The sequence below is a fragment of the Ekhidna algicida genome (assembly GCF_051379705.1).
Classification (GTDB): Bacteria; Bacteroidota; Bacteroidia; order Cytophagales; family Cyclobacteriaceae; genus Ekhidna.
In genome coordinates, this window is record NZ_CP179868.1 from 1,495,768 (window position 1) to 1,514,537 (window position 18,770).

Annotated in this window: 17 protein-coding genes; 8 read left to right on the plus strand and 9 right to left on the minus strand. The window is 40.7% G+C overall.

Annotation, left to right across the window (positions count from 1 at the left end):
* Window positions 1-38: 38 nt before the first annotated feature.
* Entirely contained in the window at window positions 39-719 is a 681-nt protein-coding gene (locus ACL8WY_RS06425; RefSeq protein ID WP_436517602.1) for a Crp/Fnr family transcriptional regulator, read from the minus strand.
* A 77-nt stretch (window positions 720-796) separates the two neighbouring features.
* On the opposite strand from ACL8WY_RS06425, the gene ACL8WY_RS06430 reads away from it, so the two are divergent.
* The 3 genes from ACL8WY_RS06430 to ACL8WY_RS06440 are packed head-to-tail and all read left to right on the plus strand — an operon-like array spanning window position 797 to window position 2,467.
* Window positions 797-1,330, plus strand: coding sequence for a CopD family protein (locus tag ACL8WY_RS06430; RefSeq protein WP_436517603.1), 534 nt, complete (start codon window positions 797-799; stop codon window positions 1,328-1,330).
* A 59-nt stretch (window positions 1,331-1,389) separates the two neighbouring features.
* The gene (locus tag ACL8WY_RS06435; RefSeq protein WP_436517604.1) at window positions 1,390-2,013 is read left to right on the plus strand and encodes an SCO family protein; all 624 of its coding nucleotides are present in this window, start codon (window positions 1,390-1,392) and stop codon (window positions 2,011-2,013) included.
* A gap of 7 nt (window positions 2,014-2,020) precedes the next feature.
* Window positions 2,021-2,467, plus strand: coding sequence for a c-type cytochrome (locus tag ACL8WY_RS06440; RefSeq protein ID WP_436517605.1), 447 nt, complete (start codon window positions 2,021-2,023; stop codon window positions 2,465-2,467).
* A gap of 4 nt (window positions 2,468-2,471) precedes the next feature.
* Here the strand turns inward: ACL8WY_RS06440 and ACL8WY_RS06445 are convergent, their stop codons facing one another.
* The 5 genes from ACL8WY_RS06445 to ACL8WY_RS06465 form a co-directional block, all read right to left on the minus strand.
* On the minus strand, window positions 2,472-2,876 hold the full coding sequence (locus ACL8WY_RS06445; protein WP_436517606.1) for a hypothetical protein: 405 nt from the start codon (window positions 2,874-2,876) through the stop codon (window positions 2,472-2,474).
* A 41-nt stretch (window positions 2,877-2,917) separates the two neighbouring features.
* Entirely contained in the window at window positions 2,918-3,355 is a 438-nt protein-coding gene (locus ACL8WY_RS06450) for a hypothetical protein (protein WP_436517607.1), read from the minus strand.
* Between the two features lie 85 nt (window positions 3,356-3,440).
* Window positions 3,441-4,685, minus strand: a complete 1,245-nt coding sequence (locus ACL8WY_RS06455; RefSeq protein ID WP_436517608.1) for an ABC transporter permease — start codon at window positions 4,683-4,685, stop codon at window positions 3,441-3,443.
* Window positions 4,682-5,308 carry an ABC transporter ATP-binding protein gene (locus ACL8WY_RS06460; protein WP_436517609.1) on the minus strand — a complete coding sequence of 209 codons (627 nt, stop codon included), beginning with the start codon at window positions 5,306-5,308 and terminating at the stop codon, window positions 4,682-4,684. Before ACL8WY_RS06460 ends, ACL8WY_RS06455 begins: the two co-directional genes overlap by 4 nt.
* Window positions 5,308-5,832 (minus strand): DinB family protein, encoded by a 525-nt coding sequence (locus tag ACL8WY_RS06465; RefSeq protein ID WP_436517610.1) that lies wholly within the window; start codon window positions 5,830-5,832, stop codon window positions 5,308-5,310. Before ACL8WY_RS06465 ends, ACL8WY_RS06460 begins: the two co-directional genes overlap by 1 nt.
* Window positions 5,833-6,103: 271 nt before the next feature.
* Here ACL8WY_RS06465 and ACL8WY_RS06470 point away from each other — a divergent pair, with 271 nt between their 5' ends.
* Genes ACL8WY_RS06470 through ACL8WY_RS06480 form a run of 3 tightly spaced genes read left to right on the plus strand, consistent with a single transcriptional unit; the run spans window position 6,104 to window position 8,755 of the window.
* Entirely contained in the window at window positions 6,104-7,354 is a 1,251-nt protein-coding gene (locus ACL8WY_RS06470) for a cation:proton antiporter (protein WP_436517611.1), read from the plus strand.
* 40 nt (window positions 7,355-7,394) lie between these two features.
* Window positions 7,395-8,456 carry a glutaminyl-peptide cyclotransferase gene (locus ACL8WY_RS06475; protein ID WP_436517612.1) on the plus strand — a complete coding sequence of 354 codons (1,062 nt, stop codon included), beginning with the start codon at window positions 7,395-7,397 and terminating at the stop codon, window positions 8,454-8,456.
* 2 nt (window positions 8,457-8,458) lie between these two features.
* Window positions 8,459-8,755 (plus strand): SCP2 sterol-binding domain-containing protein, encoded by a 297-nt coding sequence (locus ACL8WY_RS06480; RefSeq protein WP_436517613.1) that lies wholly within the window; start codon window positions 8,459-8,461, stop codon window positions 8,753-8,755.
* Between the two features lie 47 nt (window positions 8,756-8,802).
* Here ACL8WY_RS06480 and ACL8WY_RS06485 read toward each other — a convergent pair whose 3' ends face one another.
* Genes ACL8WY_RS06485 through ACL8WY_RS06495 form a run of 3 tightly spaced genes read right to left on the minus strand, consistent with a single transcriptional unit; the run spans window position 8,803 to window position 15,541 of the window.
* Window positions 8,803-9,483, minus strand: a complete 681-nt coding sequence (locus tag ACL8WY_RS06485) for a phosphatase PAP2 family protein (RefSeq protein ID WP_436517614.1) — start codon at window positions 9,481-9,483, stop codon at window positions 8,803-8,805.
* A gap of 6 nt (window positions 9,484-9,489) precedes the next feature.
* Window positions 9,490-14,460 (minus strand): C25 family cysteine peptidase, encoded by a 4,971-nt coding sequence (locus ACL8WY_RS06490; RefSeq protein WP_436517615.1) that lies wholly within the window; start codon window positions 14,458-14,460, stop codon window positions 9,490-9,492.
* The gene (locus tag ACL8WY_RS06495; RefSeq protein WP_436517616.1) at window positions 14,447-15,541 is read right to left on the minus strand and encodes a PorV/PorQ family protein; all 1,095 of its coding nucleotides are present in this window, start codon (window positions 15,539-15,541) and stop codon (window positions 14,447-14,449) included. The genes ACL8WY_RS06490 and ACL8WY_RS06495 overlap by 14 nt, the downstream gene beginning before the upstream one ends.
* Before the next feature lie 319 nt (window positions 15,542-15,860).
* Between ACL8WY_RS06495 and ACL8WY_RS06500 the strand changes: the two genes are divergently transcribed.
* Both ACL8WY_RS06500 and ACL8WY_RS06505 read left to right on the plus strand, forming a co-directional pair.
* Entirely contained in the window at window positions 15,861-16,208 is a 348-nt protein-coding gene (locus ACL8WY_RS06500) for a PadR family transcriptional regulator (protein ID WP_436517617.1), read from the plus strand.
* A gap of 49 nt (window positions 16,209-16,257) precedes the next feature.
* A complete protein-coding gene (locus ACL8WY_RS06505; RefSeq protein WP_436517618.1) occupies window positions 16,258-18,708 on the plus strand; it encodes a PspC domain-containing protein in 2,451 nt (816 codons plus the stop codon).
* Window positions 18,709-18,770: the final 62 nt, after the last annotated feature.

Consider the following 18,770-nt stretch of genomic DNA (forward strand, 5'->3'; position numbering starts at 1 on the left):
AAGGTATTGTGATGAATTGTTGAACTCCTTGTGATAAATCAGGCCAATTTTTCTAAATCCCTGATTAAAATCCTTCTTCTGTCGAAGTTGATCAGATTCTTTTCACGAAGTTCATTCATCACTGTAGTCACTGTTTGACGTGAAGTTCCGGTAAGTGAGGCAATATCTTTATGCGTCAGGTGATTCTTTATCATTGTCTCAAATCCAACTTTCTGGCCTTTTTCTTCTGCCATTTCTCTCAGAAAATCTACAATTCGCGTGCGCGCGTCTTTAAAAACCAGTGATTCAATTTTTCGCTCTGTCTTTCTAAGTCGGAACCCAACGATCTTCAATATCTTCAGATTGAGCTCTTTGTTATCCTTCATCAGATTTTGAAGATCTTCAATGGTCATGGAACACACATGCGTATCATTGTCCATTGCTTGAGCAAAATCCTGGCGTTTTTCTTCTCCGGCAAGTGCCAGTTCACCAAAGATTTCCCCTCGTGTCAGTATCGCTTTCACGATTTCCTTACCATCTGGTCCATAGGTACCTATTTTCACACGGCCACTGGAAACCATATAGATGTTCTCCGATGACTGATCTTTGAAATAGACAAAATCATCTTTCTTGTATACACCCGGCAAGTGCTTATCCTCTAAGTAAGGTGTCTTTTTTGGGCATAATACTTCAAAGAGATCGGTGTCTTCAAAGTACCATAAATTTCTTTCGTCGCTCATGATCTTAGGATGTGTGGATTTAATGCAAATTTGCAAACAACCACGGTTAACAACAATTATAATTAAAAAGCTCCTTGATGGACTATTTATATCTTAAAGCTCTCCACATCATATTCGTAATTACCTGGTTTGCGGGATTGTTCTATATCGTTAGACTTTTCATTTATCACACTGAGGCATTGCAAAAGCCAGAACCTGATAAAACCATCCTTTCCAATCAACTGGCTTTGATGAGTAAAAAGCTTTGGTACATCATCACCTGGCCTTCTGCTGTGATAACAATCGTGATGGGAACTTCTCTACTTATAAGCCAACTTGAATGGCTAAAAATGCCTTTCATGCATATTAAGCTGAGTTTTGTGGTTTTACTTCTTTTGTATCATTTGGGCTGTCACAAGATCTTTATTCAACTTCAGAAAGGAGAGGCTCGCTATTCTTCCATTCAACTTCGCGTCTTTAATGAAGTTGCAACGATTATCCTTTTTGCTATAGTTTTTCTCATTGTACTAAAGAATGAGCTAAGTTGGATATGGGGGACAATCGGACTTATTAGCTTTGCAGTGATCTTGATGATCGTCATAAAACTTTATAAAAAATTTAGAAAAAATTGATAATTACACCTCAGCCGAACGCCCGTATCGAAGGGTGTGTTATTATCAAAATTCAGCATATGAAAAACCTCATCTTACTCCTTTCTTTCATAATCCTTATTGCTTGTGATCAGCAGGCTTCCTCAGAAAGACTTCCTATCCTTGGCAATACCATATATGAAGATAATGATACGATCTATCATACCATTCAAGACTTTCGACTGGTCGATCAGGACAGCAGCTTCGTTACGAATGAAGCCATTTCAGATAAAGTTTATGTAGCTGATTTCTTCTTTACATCTTGTCCTACCATTTGTCCAATGATGAAGGCACAGATGCTTCGTGTGTATGAGAAATTTGAAAATAATGATCAAGTTGCAATTATATCTCATACCATCGACCCAACTTATGACACAGTTGCGCTGTTGAAAGACTATGCCGATAGACTAGGTGTCCGTGCTGACAAGTGGAAATTTCTCACCGGTGATCAGGATTACATTTATGATTTGGCTGAAAACAGCTATATGTCGGTTGCCGATCAAGATGAAGGCGCACCAGGAGGATTTGTGCATTCCGGCGCATTTTTGCTTGTAGACAAAGACCGCAGAATCAGAGGTTTTTATGATGGAACCGTGCCTGAACAGGTCGATGTATTAATGTATGACATTGAAAGACTATTGAAAGAATACCAGCCTAAAAACTGATAATAACATGAAAAAACTAACCTACCTATTCATCATCTCTGCAGTACTTTTTGCTTGTGGTAGCAGCGAGGAAAAATCTGAGAAATCTTCATCAATGACCTCCCGAGATGAAATCCGGTTGAAACAATATCAGGTGCAAGGAGCCAAAGTTTACGCTACCTACTGTGCAAACTGCCACCAGCAAGATGGAAAAGGCCTTGCATCGCTATATCCGCCACTTGCAGGCTCAGATTACTTGCTTGAGGATATGGCGCGTGCAGCTTGTATAGTGAAAAATGGACAGAGTAAAGAGATCGTAGTAAATGGAGTAACCTATAATCAGATGATGCCTGGCAATCCTATCTCCAACCTGGAAATTGCGGAAGTGCTCACATTCATTGGCAATGCCTGGGGCAATGAAGCCGGACTTATCGGCGTAAAAGACGTGGATCAGTGGATTGAAGCGTGTGAATAGAGTATTATTCCTTCAACGCCTTTTTCCCACTCTCAAGCGACTCGTTCATATCGTCTTTGACTTTCTGAACAGCCACCTTCTGTTCTTCCAAATATTTTTGAATCTCCTCATCCGTACCTTCGAATTCAGGCTCAAACGCTCGCATCCATTGCATCATGCCTTCATTGGCAGCAGAAATATCTGCAGCTAAAGAGCTGATTTTAATAGCTTGGGTGCTATCGGTAGCCATCAAAGAATCTGCGAGAGCTTCCAATCCTTTTCTGGTTTTACGCAGTTCGCCCATCTTAGGCATTACTTCGTCATGAATGGCTAATACCTCGTCTTTTAAGGTTTGCAACTCTTCTTTTTTCGAAGGGCCACAAGCCATAAGCGTAGCAATGAGACCAGTTAATAGTATAAAGTTCTTCATAGGTATAGTTATAGTTGTCAATCACAACCCTTTGGCAGGGATTAGTCGATTTTTACTTCAGCGTCTTTCAAGATATACATTAGCTGATCATAATCTGTGTCGTTGAGTTCCAGTCGTCCGATTACTGTCACGGGCTTAGCTGTATATTTCACTTCTTCTTTGAGATACGCCTCGGCCACTGTCTCTGGTCCACTTCCACCGCAGAAAAAGCAGGCTGCAATTGGTAAGGATGAAATGATGATGTGCTTAGGCTCAAACATTCCTTCAAATGGAATGATAAACCCTTTTAGCGAAACCATTTTTCCGTTCATCTTTTTTACATCGTCACCAAATTTTGGCACATAGATTTCCCCATATTCATCTTGAGATTTTTCATACTTCACGTCCGCCATGGTATCCCAGTTTTTGCCGGAATCAGTGAACTGTGCAGACGCACCTAGTGAAAGTGTAAGGATAAATAGAGATAATATCTTCTTCATTTTCAATGCTTTAGAAATGAGCCATTTGGTACAAAATATCATTAGAATACAGTTTGTCTCAATAATTAATTGACCATTTACGATCTTATGCTTTTGAGAGCGTTTCCGATATATCTGACTTATACGCAAGAAATGCCGGAATGATCGAGGCAAAAATACCTACTGCCAGGCTTCCAAGCATCACATAATATTCATCACTCACAAAAAACATTCCGCTTGTCTGAATTTGTTCCATGGAATTGACCAAAATACCAAAACCCAGATGCGCCAGCCCAAAGCCACAAAGGCTTCCGATTATCGTAAGTACGATTCCTTCTGTCAGAATTAGTAAAAATATCTTCACCTGACTTGCACCCATGGAACGCATGATCGCCAACTCATATTTACGATCTTTCAAAGAGTTAATCAATGCAATGAATACACTGGTTGCACTCAGAATTATGATCACGAGACCTAATACATTTACCACATCAACTCCTACGCCGATGATATTAAATAAGCGGGCCGTCTCATAGGGAGGAGATGCTGCTTGAAGATTGCTCGTGCCATTGACAATTCTGGGAAGCTGAACGGCTGCCATCGGTGAACGATATTTAACTAGCAGAGAAGTAATGTCTTCATTGGCTAGTTGCTCTTTGGTCACTTCTATGCCTAATCGATCTAGAGAAACAATGTCATGCATGTCACTTTCTCCATCGTGATCATGCTCCTCATGCGCTGCATGTACTTCCCACACACTTTGAATGGATACCAAAATCAATTGATCAATCACGTTCCCGGTCTGTTTCATGATTCCAACAACCTCAAAAGGATGCTCTTCATGACCGCCGCCTCCTTCAGCTAATCCATGTGCACTTTCAAGTTCGTCTCCAACAGCGATATTGAGATTCTTAGCGACCGTCGCACCAAACGTTGCTGTCATCTTTCCTCCAAACCAATCACCTTCTATCAACTCAGCTCCATATAATTCGGCATAAGCTCCTGATGTACCTACAATACGATAGCCTTGATAGCTATCACCAAGGGAAAGTGGAATAGCTGATTTTACCAGACGATTTTTAGTCAACTTATCAGCATCTTCCAGAGATATGTTTCCCGTCGGAAAATCAATATGAAAAATGCTGGCAAGGATGATTTGCAGTGGACTTCCTTTAGCGCCTACCACCAAATCGATGCCTTGAGCATTCTTGCTGATCTCCTTCTTCAAAAAGGTACTTGTAAGCAAAATAGAAACAATAATCGCTACGCCGAATCCAAATAGTAAAACGCTGAGGAGTGAGCTCAGCGGCTTAGCAAACACATTTTTGATGCTTAATGAGAATAAATTCATAGGGCCAGCTGATTTTTAAATTCGTTCTTTACTCGATGGTCATGAGTGGCTACAATGAGTGTTGCGCCTGTTTCCTCAGCTTGAGTTTTAAGCAAATCAATGACTCTCTTGCAGTTTTCATCATCCAGGCTTGCGGTAGGCTCATCAGCCAGCAAAAGCTTGGGCGAATTGATAACTGCGCGTGCAATCGAAACCCGTTGTGCTTGCCCCTGACTGATTTGGTGTACCTTTCGATTGGCCAAATCCTGTATTCCAAGCGTTGAAAGTACTTCACTCACACGCTTGTTGTCAATTTTCTTTCGGCCCAGGTATTGAGATAAAGTGAGGTTTTCTTTCACACTGAGTGAACGAACCAAATGAGGTTTTTGAAAAACAATCCCGATATTCTCACCGCGAAACTGATCCAGCTTGGAGCCGCTTTTCTGACTTAGGTCTTGTCCTGCCACTTCCAGTGTGCCCTCTTTTGGTGGCATCAATCCTCCAATCAAATGGAGAAGTGTCGTCTTTCCGCACCCAGAATTTCCCAAAATGATTCCGTGATTACCTGCTTCTACATTCCAATCCGGATAGCTAATGTGCGATTGTCCGTCATAAGAATGCTTAAGTGCTTTAATGTGTAACATTAAACTCCTATTTGTTTTCTGATTCTGTTGATTTGATGCATATGGTGAATCTGATGATAGATAAATGAATCAACAGCTCGATCCAGATTTTGCCTTCCACCCAGTGGATGTTTATAAACCAATTTATTGAGCCATTGGTCCGGATACTCATCTACGAATTGTCGTATGGCTTCTCTTGTCTCTGCCCATTTTGACTTCATCTCATGGTATTCGTAAGCTGGTGGATTGGAAATATATGAAGGCGCCTTCCATTTAAGTGAGCTTCTTAGTGCGCTATTACACAACCACATTCTAAATGTATTTGATGGCCCGGAGTTTTCCATTTTATCACCCGCCTGTATTTTCTTCTGCATGTATTTTAATGAACCTGATTCTGCGGAATTTAGATGAGAAATCACTTGAATGAGGCTCCAGCCATAACTTGTATCACTCAGCTTCTCAGCTGGAATTTCGTCTAATGACGCATATATTTTCTCTGTGTCGGTATTGAGCCTTTTCAGCTTTTCTTTTATCGCATTTTTCACGGGTATCAATTTTTTGCTAAAAAATATAAAAAAAGTTATCTTCGTTCCTGTAAATCAGCCTTTTAAAAAGGTATAATCCACCACTCAGACCCGCTAAAACGGGTTAGGTACAAAAAGATGTACCAAATTATAAAGTATTTGAACAACCGCCTGATGAATTCATGCACTGAATCGAATACTCAAAATGTACTCTCATACGCTCGTATTATTATTCGTACTGTTAGTTTTTAAAATTAATATTGCGTAAGATCACCCTTTAAATTACACGGAAGTGAGTATTCTTGACATAATCGCCTTGTTTATCTTCCTCTCAGGAGCGTTTATTTTTATAAACACATTCTACCTGAAATTGCCATCATCAATTGGATTGATGATCATGGCACTGGTGCTTTCAGTAATTGTTTACTGTGTGGGTACGTTTTTTCCTGAATTACATCTTGCCGAACATGTCAAGGAATACGAATTTGAAGAAGTCCTCTACCAGATTGTATTGAGTTTTATGCTCTTCTCCGGGGCACTGAATATCGATTTTAGGAAATTAAGCAGCCAGCGTGGTTCTGTGCTGGTCCTTGCCATTGTAGGCGTTCTCATCTCTACTTTCGTGATAGGATCAGGTGTTTATTTCATGTTGGATGCGATGGGCATTCATTTAAATTATCTGTATTGTCTGGTATTTGGGGCGTTGATTTCACCAACGGATCCCATAGCTGTGACACGCACTATAGAGCGATTTAAGCTTTCTAAAGAGCTCGAAATAAAAATCGCTGGTGAGTCGCTTTTCAATGATGGAATTGCTGTGGTTTTGGCGCTTACACTCTTAGATATCGCACATGCAGGAGAAGACCATACGCTTACATTTTTTGAGACTATTTACATTGTTGTAGCGGATATTGGAGGTGGTATTTTTATCGGTCTATTGCTTGGGTATGTTGGTTATCGATTACTAAAATATGTTGACAATGATGCTGTTGAAGTAGAGGTATTGATAACACTAGCCCTTGTTTTGGTGGGCTCTCAGCTTGCTGATTTCATTCACGTATCTGCAAAGCAGGCAGCTGTAGTCATGGGTCTCGTCGTAGGCAATGAAGGAAAAAGCACACATGTTGCCGGTGCAGCCGGAGATTATGTTTTTAAATTTTGGAAACTCTTAGAAGAGACTTTTAGTGCGATGCTATTTGTACTGATTGGACTTGAAATGCTGGTGCTCGATTTAAGAATGGATTTTATAGCAGCGGGATTCTTTGCAGTATGTATTGTACTTTTCGGACGCTGGATGAGCGTTTTCTTACCTATAAAAATGATGTCCGTAAAAAATCATTTTGCACCAAATACAATTTCGGTGTTGACCTGGGGCGCACTGAGGGGCGGACTGCCCATTGCACTTTCACTTTCGCTTACAGACTTTAATGGTAAGGACGTGATTGTGACTATGACTTACATAGTGGTGGTATGTTCAGTGCTTTATCAGGGATTAACAGTACCTACCTTAATGCGGTCAAGCACGACTGATTCGAAGGAATAAATTCAGTTTATTATTAAGGCTATCTTGCTAAATTTATGGCATGATAAGACTAAGCTATGTGATTCTTGCTTTGCTGATATTGGCATCTTGCGGCTCCAATAAGGAAGAAACTGAGAAACCGGTTTCACCTCGTATTCGAAAGAAAACCAGTATTGCAAGTCCAACTCAAAATCAAAATTTTGTTCGGGGAAATACCATTCAGGTAACTATAGAAGCGTCTGATGATTTCAGCATAGATTCGGTACAAGTAAGTATCGATGATCAAACAACTACTTACTTTAATTCATCCTTCGATGTGACGATACCATCTCAGCGCGTTGGGTCCTGGAGGCTATTGACCAAGGTGTATGATGGAGAAAGCTCTGAAACACATTACAGAACGGTCATTGTGTTGCCTGAAAGCGAACCAGAAGCTTATTCACTGGATGTTAAAAATACCTACCCGCATGATACAGACGACTATACACAGGGTTTGCTTATTAAAGATGGCAGTTTGTATGAAAGTACCGGCCGACGAGGAGCTTCTTCGTTCAAGAAAAAGAATATTACCACTGGAGAAACAGAAAAAATAGTAAACCTGGCATCAGATCTTTTTGGTGAAGGTCTGACTTTGTATAAGGATGAATTTTATCAACTCACCTGGGAATCAGGAGTTGGTTTTGTCTACAATGATCAAATGGAACAGGTGCGAACGTTCAACTATCAAGTACAGGGCTGGGGCCTGACTACACTTAATGACGAGCTGATTTTAACTGACGAAACTGAAAAACTTTATTTTATTGAACCGGAAAGTTTTACGGTAAAAAGGGAAATTCAGGTCTATGATAATCAGGGGAAGATCGATTCCCTAAATGAGCTAGAAGTTATTGATGGCCTAATCTATGCCAACGTATACCAGGAAGACTACATCGTAGTGGTAGATCCAAATACAGGTGAAGTGCTACAAAAGATTGATTGCTCAGGCTTGCTTTCAGAAGCGGAAAGCGACGCTGCAGATGTATTGAATGGCATTGCGTATGATGCCTCTAATGGTCGCATATACATCACTGGCAAATGGTGGCCAAAACTATTTGAAGTTACATTTCAACCAAAAACTATATAACAATGACGTTAGAAGAAATAACTGGTAAGATTCAGAAACTCGCAGATAAGCATGCCGGGCAATTTGCCGGAAAAGCAAATTTCAAATTTGATGAAGGTGTGGTACACCTTGATGACACTGTATCACCAACTGTGGTGGTGAACGAGGAAAGAGATGCTCCATTCTCGATCAAAATGTCTGCCGATGATTTCAATAAAATTCTCACTGGAGATTTAAATGTCATGATGGCATTTATGTCCGGAAAGCTGAAGATTGAAGGAGACAAGGGCGCGGCGATGAAATTAACTGCTCTGTTTTAATATATAATGACACAACATCAAAGCCTCTTTTTTGTGGAGAGGTTTTTTTATTCAATATCCTCGTCCAAATCCATCTTCTCCAGATCTTCATCTGGTGTATTAACCTCACCAATTAATTCATGGTTGAGATACTTTTCAAAAGCCATGTAATACATAGTGCCAATTGTAATACCGATGAGAGAGCCAGCCAAGATGTCGATCAAAAAGTGCTGAACCAGATAAATTCTGGATATAGCGGTTAGAGTTGCTCCTATGAATAGTATGGAAGAGTAGTTATTATTTTGAAGCATCAAGGCTACAAATGATGCCATCGCAAATACGGCCATTGCATGACCCGATGGAAAGGAATACTGACTCAGAATAGTCACTCCATCAACAAAATCCAGCACTTCGTATCCCCGAAAATAAATAATCGGTCGCTGAGCTTCAGGAAATAAAATATGTTTGAAAAACAGTGAGACAAGTGCTACGCTGATTCCTGATAAGCCAAGTATTAGACCGAACCTTCTTTTAAAAAAGATCAGTACAACCGTAATAATTGTAAAAAAGATTGCATCTCCGGTATGTGTCCAATATTTGAAAAAGAAATTCCAAACCGGATTATGAAGGCCGTTTAGCCATAACACAAATTCACCGTGACTTTTGTACAAAAAATACACTACTGCCAATGTGAACAGGCTTAAGTAAGGAATAAAAAAAAGACGTGTATTGCGTAATCTATCAATCATGCTGGCTTAACGCAAGATATATAGTTTCCCGAATCCATTTTTAAATGCCCGGTCAGCACTGGTAGACCTTTGTTGCATCGCATTCCCATTGGAATTGATGAATACCTTGTAAAAGTAGACTCCATTGGCCAGCTGATCACCAAACTCATCTCTTCCATCCCAAGCAAAACTTGTGATGTTGTTCCCGATTCGAATTGGCCCGATTTCATCTTGTGTGATTTCACGCACAACCCTACCCGATACCGTCAATATCTGAATTTTTATCTGATCGGGGATTTCTGTCCCTGTCAGAGTGAAAACGAATCGACATCTGGTAGAGAATGGATTAGGGTATGGATAGAAATGAGTAATCGTCGATTCGTTGATTACTTCAAAATTGATTTCGTACGGTTCCGTTCCTGCCTCATTACCAGATTCATCTTCGGCTTGGATACGAATCGCATGTACTCCATCATCCAATGGGCCCGGCTGATACTCAATTTGAAAATCCTCGCTTGTGGATGCTGGGGTATAGGTCAGCCGTGGATCTGAGAAACTAATCCGCTGAAATTGGCTTTCCTCACCAGGCAATTTCAGCGAAAGGTTTATCCCAGTTGTATCAGTTTTAGAAGCAAATGGATTATCGTCTCGCATCTTCACAATGATATTTGGGTTGGGAGATACAATATCACCATCGAGAATATGATAACCATCGAAGGTTACATCCAAAACTGGGTTAGTTTCATCAGCTTGAACATTTATAATATCTGTCTGGGTAATTCGATTATTTAATTGGTAAACTTCATTCTCGTTTGCCAAAACCTCGACAACCAAACTGTTTGATCCGCCCATATTGAATGATGAAAATGCCGTTTCAAAAACAGTGGTGTCACCCGCAAGCGGCGGAGCAATTTTGAAACTTGATTCGGATACAGTTCCTGAATTGTGATTAATCAAAGTCGTCATTACACTCAGGGAATCAGTAAAATCAACTTCGGAAATATTGTAGAAGTAGAAGCTTTTTACAATCTCTTCCCCCTCCAGGAAAGTAGCAACCGACTTGCTTTCCGGCAGGACTATGCCTTCTGCTGGATATTCATAATTGAGTTGCCAGAAATTTAATTGTGCTGGCGTCTGATCTGTTTCATCATCAAAGGAAAATGATAGTTCGATTTGCGGATATAAAACCGGGTCAACAGATGCAATGTCAATTGTTTCTGCTCGGCCTCTGGATTCAAGTGTGGACAGATTGCCGTCCTTGTCAACTCCGAGCACCTCTATTCCAATGTTATCATTGATCTCTTCGGTGATATTATAGGAGAATGCTTCCCAGCTTTTCGCAGGGCCTATCCGTCTGCTTCTAAGCTCACCGCTGACAAACTTCCCAACTACATCATCCTGAAAATCGATACTTTGCTCTGTCACCGGGGTAGCTGATCCATTATTTATGATGGTTGTAGCAGCTCCCGGAGTGTCTCCTTTTCTGCCAAAGAAAATTACCGGCTGGCCGCCAGTTAATGAATTAATGGTACCTGTGCTTACACCCAACGAATTTAAGGTTGATTCTACGCCAGCATCCCAGTTGGAGTAATCAACATTACCAATATTGAACATGACAATCATGTCACCATCTCTCATATTGTCCACCAATACCTGAAATCTACGCTCTACGCCAATCATATCTTCTTCCCTAAATTGATAGATCCGCTGTGGCAATCTCCCGCAAACTTCCCGATTGAAAACATCAATTTCAGTAGTTACAATAGGCCTGTATGGATCTCCACTTTCTTTATCAAATGCGATCGCATTAAATGTGTTTGTCTCACAATTCGGATCAATGGTATTAGATGTTACAAAGAAGTCTAGCCCTCCAATAATGGCTTCCATATCTTCATAGCTAAATGTTGGATTATCTATTCCGAAAGTGAAAATATCAATGGGTGTGGAGTTTTCAATGAATTCCCATTCATTGGTTAGCTGATTGTATTGCACGCCGGAGACAACTTCATTTTCTACCTGTTCGGGATCGTATTGACCCCATCCATCTTCAACATTATTTATTAAAGTGAATGTACTTTGAACCCATTCATTGGTCTCGTCCGGCTCAGCATTCGCATACCGTGTACGCCAATATATGGTTGAAGAATCTGGTAGGGAAAAAGCCGCAAAATCAAACGATTGATTTCCGACTACTTCTGCCGGAACGGTAAATTGCCTATTGTTTGGTCCAGCAAAATCAGGCTGAGTATCGAGCTCCAGCTGATAACTCCGCTCATCTTCCAACAGGTTGCTTGACTGCCACACAAATTCCACCTGATCATTGGCAAGCGTTGCATTGTCCAAAGGGTACAGGTTTATCGTATTTCCGCTAAAAATCGATACTTCTAATATTCCTGAATTATTGGTTTTGTCCAACTCATCCACCGTATTAGTCGGATCAAGAATAACATTGAAAAGGTTTAATCCATCGTTGTTTTGAACAGGATCGTTTGGAATATAAAACGCCAATGTGTCCTGTCTTAAAGGTCTACTAAATTCTTTTGTATAGGTCTGCTGTGCGCCATCAGGATACGTTCGATTGATTTGAACAATTAATGAATCTTGTATTGTTCTTCCAAAATTCTTGACGATTACGTCTATCCTAAATGAATCCTGGCTTGCCAAAATTTCCTGAGCATTGATAGCCGAAGCACTTAGTGAATTGTTATCGATCTGATAGTCCGGACTATCCGCTCCAAAAACCCGATATGCCGGATCTCCCTGCAAAGTCATTTGCTGTACTTGAGTGAGATTCAAATCACTTGTTCCATACGAATCAATATATCTTTCGGATACCTCAAGCATGACATTTCCAATGGTCTCGCCAATGAAAACATCGTCACCAAAACCTAATTCATAAAACAGATCGCTCCATCGTCTGAGCGTAGTGGAAATTGCCACGTCCGAGTGAGCAATAAAGCCCACTGCGCCTAAATCGGGCGTGGATAACCAATCTTCACCAAAGGTGAAGTTGGTCCCAAAAATTTCTCCTGCCTTGCATCCATTCACCAGAAATACCGGATATTTTCCTTTGTTAGCAAACCCGAATGATGGATCACTCACTCTGCCTATTTCAATATCAGTGACCGTTCCGCTTGAATGTCCAAAAAAGGTGATGTATCCAACTCCTTGATTGACCCGATCGGTAACATCCACAAACTCCACCGCTTCACCTGTTTCTTTTCCCGTGTTGAATGCACGGCCTCCGATAAAATCGGTTTCTAAGACTTCAGTAAAATCTTGAACAATCTGGATAAAATTTGAAATCTCACTTTGATTAATACCACCACTCAATTGCAAAAAATCTTTTCGAAATAGATCATCATAGGGCAATGCTTCCATTTCGATGACTTTATTGAGATAGGCAGTTACGTCATCAGTATCAAATGCGTTGAGTCTTCCGATAGCAATCCCAGGTACCTCCGAGTCTGAATCAATGCCTAATGTGTAAGGTAAATCGCTTCCGGGCACACCATATGTAGGGACATTAACATCAGACTGTGCTCCTCTGTAATAGTTGAAATTAGTTGTAAATCCCTTTCCAATAATGAAGACATTCTCAACGGGATTTTGATTGTTGGCATCAATGATAAAATTCCTAATTGCCATCGGGGAGGGGTCTCCATAATTATACAGATTATAGAGGTCGTCAATATTCGCAATTTGAACCGCATAACCACCGCCAGAAACTGACTCTCTATGGTTCTTATAATCTCTCACAGGATCACCAGAACTTCTTAAATCAGCATGCGATACAATAAGGTAATCTTTATTACTTAGGTTATAATTTGGCAGGTCAACTGCTTCAATTGACCCAGCAGTTAATGGGTTGGTCACTGCTAAAATTTTGTGTCCATCTGATACATCAGGGATCACCGCTTCTACCCTGCTGCTAAAATTTGTCGTGGAGATTCTGATGGCATTAAATGGGTCGGTGATATCAAAAATCCGAGTCCCTGAAGCATTGGTAGTAGGAATTTGCAACCAAGCTTTAGCATCGCTTGGATTGTCAACAGTGAAAATCTTGTTTTCACTCACACCCAGTTGAATGGTTTGTGGATATTGAATTCTCACATAGGCTACTGAAATTCTTTCAGAGGTTTCTGAAAAACCTTCGGCGGTTATTCTCACGACAAATTCGCCTGCTGCACCTACCTGGGTATCATTAAACGTACCGGAGAATGACTCATATCCCCAACCTCCAAACTCAACATTCCCCAACAAACCAAGAGAGCTTGTATTTTGACCTATCTCTATGGCAGCATTATGACTCAGACTATTTCCTCCAATAATTACGGTTTCCAAAACCGGGTTTGCTGCCGAAGTTTCAAAGCCTTCGAGTGTAAAGTCAAAGTCTCTAAAAGCATTTTTCCCTTGAAAACTCCCGGTCCATCCCTCACCTTCATCATACTTACTAAGGCTAAAAGCCGATTGGGTTCCAAATCTCCGCCCCGGTGAATAGTCTGAAGTAAAAAGCTGGATAGTATCTTTCAGGTGATAGGCTTCAGGTGTAAGTCCGCTGGCGTTTCTGTCTGAAGAAAATGCCATGCGCTTTCCGTTTTCACTTCCCAACTTATACGTCAAGAAATAAGTGGCTGTATCCGAAAACAGGTTATAAAAAGTATGTGGTTGATCTCCATCATCATATAAAGCCGCATCACTCTCGCCATCATTTCTGATTCCATAAAACTCAAAATAGTTGAGGGTTCCATCTCCGTTAGCATTTACATTGATAGCCACCTCCTGTCCTCTTCTGAAAAGCTGAACTCTAGTGGCGGGCACACTTCCTATTGGGAAACCTATAGCTGAAAGTTCATCTTGGGTAACTCGGTAAAAGCCATCTTCCGCTATCTTAATCTTATAATAGGTTTGCGTAAAATCAATCCACTCATTTCCAACTTGACCAAATGTAGAAGTTGCAATGACCATCAAGAGTCCTATGATCTTATTCCTCCACATTGAAATCAACTTTTATTGAAAAAACATGAGAAAATAGTCCAGGTGCCAGATCACCAATATCGGTCAAGGCATAGTCAACGGTAAGTTCTTTAATATTTACACCTACTCCGAAATTAGGCTGAAAGGTCCAGGACTTACTTCCATCAAAATCCTTGATTTGTTGAATCTGATTTATTCCTAATCTAAGAAAAGCCAGCTTTTTGTAATCAAACTCTACTCCGGCTTTTGGATCGATTGAAATCAAACTAGATTTTATCAGTGTATTCCGCTTTCCATCGAATGTCATATCAAGATCGACAGATGTGAGTACTCCAAACTTTTCGGTTATTGTAAATTCTCTTGAGCCTCCAAGGATCAACCTTGGCAGTGTAACCTCCACAGAATTTACGGGCACGTCGTTGCCGGTAAGTGCGTAGACTTCTTCAACTTCATCAGTATTGTGCGACCATGCATTGAATGTACCAAGCATATCACGCGCTACAAGACCAAGTTTCCAATCATTGATTTCTTTCTGAGCTCCAAAATCAAATCCAAATCCCCATGCCTTAGAAAAGCTACCCACTGTTCGATGAATTATCTTCAAATTACCTCCAGCATCAACTCCACCAAGAAAAGGAAGCTTACGTGCATAAGAAACTAAAAATCCATAGTCTGCAGATGAAAAGAACTGAATGTTGTCATAATTGATCGAACCATTCACATCTACCAGAAATCGCGTATCAGGAATGTCGTCTACAGCAAATCGAATTACGGAGATCGCAATTTTGCTTTCCTCATCTACTGATGTGGCAAAAGCTGCGTAATCATAATTGGCTAGTCCGCCAAAGTAAGATGAGTGCATTAACGCAAGCTGGTGGTCTGATCCAAGGCTGTTCAAACCTGCCGGATTCCAATATCCTGCCGTAACGTCATCGATGAATGATACAGCCGTAAACCCCATCCCAAAAGATCGAGCACTTACCCCAATATTCATAAACTCGTTGCTGTACTTCGGAGTGTTATCTCTTGAACTAGATTCGTCCTGAGCCAACAATCCAATACTCGCACCAAATATTAAAACCCCAACTACTAAATACTTCATAAAGATTAATCGAAAGCAATTTAGCGATAGCCACGGGATTGAAATAACGAACATCGTTGAATAATGCCTTATTCACGACAAAGTGTATAAAGTTGCCATTTTCATAACTTATTAAAGATAAAATATAATTATCAGAAGAATATTTAACGTATAGTATATTTTTTCCTAAAGTACTTGGCCATGCCAAGTACCTTTACGTATATAGCACCGAAACCTATCCATGCTTAATGAAAAGTTTGACCCGAAATGAGAGCTAAAATGAAAATGAGTATTTACAAATGCGCGTTACATATGGCCTTCAGAAAACATAGAAAGACATATGAATATTGAAAACACACAGGTTCAGATGAGAAAGGGGATTTTGGAGTTTTGTATTTTACATATAATCTCCAGAGGAGAAGTCTATGCTTCCGATATGTTGGAAGAACTGACCTCCGCGAAAATCATGGTTGTAGAAGGAACACTTTATCCACTTTTGACAAGACTGAGAAAAGCCGGTCTTGTAGACTATAAGTGGGTAGAATCAAACTCCGGACCTCCACGCAAATACTATACGCTTACTAAGGAAGGTGAAAATTTCCTTGGTGGGTTGGACCAGACATGGACCGAATTAGTAAGCTCAACCAAAAAAATCATCGCGAAAAAAAACACGAAGAAGAAAGCATGAAATAGCCTAACGGCCAATTGAATGTGACCTCAACAAAAAGACACAACACATGAAAAAGAATATAAGTATCAACATTGGCGGTATCATATTCCACATCGAAGAAGATGGGTATGACAAACTGAAGAGTTACCTCGATTCAGTCAATAAATACTTTTCCTCTTTTGAAGATAGCAAAGAAATCATCGCTGATATCGAAGGGCGAATTGCTGAAATATTCCTTTCCAAACTGGATGAAGGCAAGCAAATCATTAATCAAGAAGATGTCAATGATTTGATCGCCACGATGGGTACAACCAAGGATTTCGAAGCAACCATCGAAAGCGAACCTGAGGAGAAAAGTGAGGAAAAAGCTAAAGAAACTTCTGAGGAGACAACAGCCGATGAGAAGCAGGAAGAACCAAAAAGCACTTACGAAAAATCAAAACGATTATATAGAGACTCTAAACGCAAAGTCATTGGTGGAGTAGCTTCAGGTATTGCCAACTATTTTGGTATGGATCCGATCTGGATTCGACTACTGATGCTGGCCTTCCTCTTCAACATATTCTTTTGGGGATTGAGTGGCTTCATCTTTTTAGCATACATCATTCTCTGGATTGCGGTGCCTGCCAGCGACCAATTGGATGACGATAAAGCAATAAAAAAATTATTCCGCAGCACAGACGATCGTGTGTTGGGAGGTGTATCCGGAGGTATTGCATCCTATTTTGGCACAGATCCGGTTGTGATAAGAGTTTTGTTTGTAATATCCATATTCCTGGGTGGAGCAGGCCTACTAGTGTATTTGATACTCTGGATTATAACACCTGAAGCTAGATCCCTGACGGAGAAAATGCAAATGCAGGGAGAGCCTGTAACCATCAGCAACATTGAGGAGAATTTGAAGAAAAATCTCAATATGAAAGAGGGAGAAGAAAACGTATTCGTAAAAATCCTTCTTTTCCCATTCAGACTGATTGCCATGATCTTTAAAGCACTTGGGGAGGTGTTGGGACCACTACTGAAGGTTGGAGTGGAAGTACTGAGAATAGCTGTTGGTGTATTCCTGGTGTTTTTAGGCTTTGTCCTGATGATCTCGTTTACCATCTCTCTGGCGGTTTTACTAGGCGTTGGTGGTGCGATGGATTCATGGGTGCAATTCGGGGATTTTCCTGCAGAAGAAATATTCGGCTCTTTGAGTACGATTGCGGTAATCTCTTCATATATGGTTTCGATGATTCCTTCACTGGCTATCCTCATGCTCGGGCTGGTTATCATCCTAAAGAAAAAAGTGACCAGTGCATTTGTAGCATGGAGCATGTTTGGACTATGGCTGCTGGGCATGATCGGGCTTGCCGTATCTGTTCCAACAATTATCAGAGATTACAGCACCGAGGGAACTTACAAGGAAGAACAAACTTTCGAGGTGTATGAAGGAGTTGCCCAATTGAAGCTCAATGAATTGGACTGGGATCGATACAATAGTGTCGATCTTAAAATCCGAGGGCACGAGGATTCATCTGCTTATTTATTGGAAATGGATTTTGATTCACGTGGCTATTCTAGAAATAATGCACGTGACAATGGAGAAGCCGTTGACTATGTAGTGACGCAGGAGGGCAACACGCTATTGTTCGACTCTGAAATCACGTTTGGTGATGCTCCATTCCGCTTTCAAGATGTGTCCGCAACATTTTATATTCCTTATGGCAAGGTCTTCACCATGGACTATGACTTGAGGAAGATCTTAAGAAATACACTTTGGATTCATGACTATAACTCAAGCGACCTGGGTGATAATGAATGGGTTTTTGAAAGAAATGGTCTTCGCTGCCTGACATGTGAAGATTCGGATAGAAAATACGACAATAGAAAGAGATCTTCGGGTTCGGATTCGCAGGAATATCAATTCCGTGATTTCGATGAGGTGGAGTTGATCTCCCTCTTTGATTTCGAAATTATTCAGGATGAAGATTTCTCAGTAAGACTTGAGGGCGATGAGGATGATCTTGATGATGTATACCTCTCACAGAGTGGCGATGAGCTCGAGATCAGGTATGGAAAGAATAAGGACTGGTGGAAAAAACGAAATCGACGAGATAAAATAAAGGTATTTATACGCATGCCTGAGCTTGAGTACTTCAAAGCCACAGGTGCTTGCGATGGTGAAATTCGTGACTTTGAAAACGCTGACCTTTCAATAGAAATTGCAGGAGCATCTAAAGTTTGGGCTAACATCACAGCCAAATATTTGCAGGCTGATTTGGCAGGTGCATCTGAGTTAATTCTGATAGGAAGTGGAGAAGACCTGGAAGTTGACCTTGTAGGAGCTTCAGAACTTGATGCATTCAACTTCGAAGCAGAGGATGCTGACATTAATGCTGTAGGAGCTTCTTCCGCAAAAGTCTATGCAAGAAACGAATTGCAAGCATCGGCTACCGGCGCAAGCAAGATTCGATATCGAGGAAGTGCACGAGTATCCTCAAATAGTGCTGGACTTAGTTCAGTCAAAAAAGATTAAAGACATCTAACTGGTCCAGAGTCAACCTATGACTCAGTCATTTAGGTTTTGGTATCCCCAAC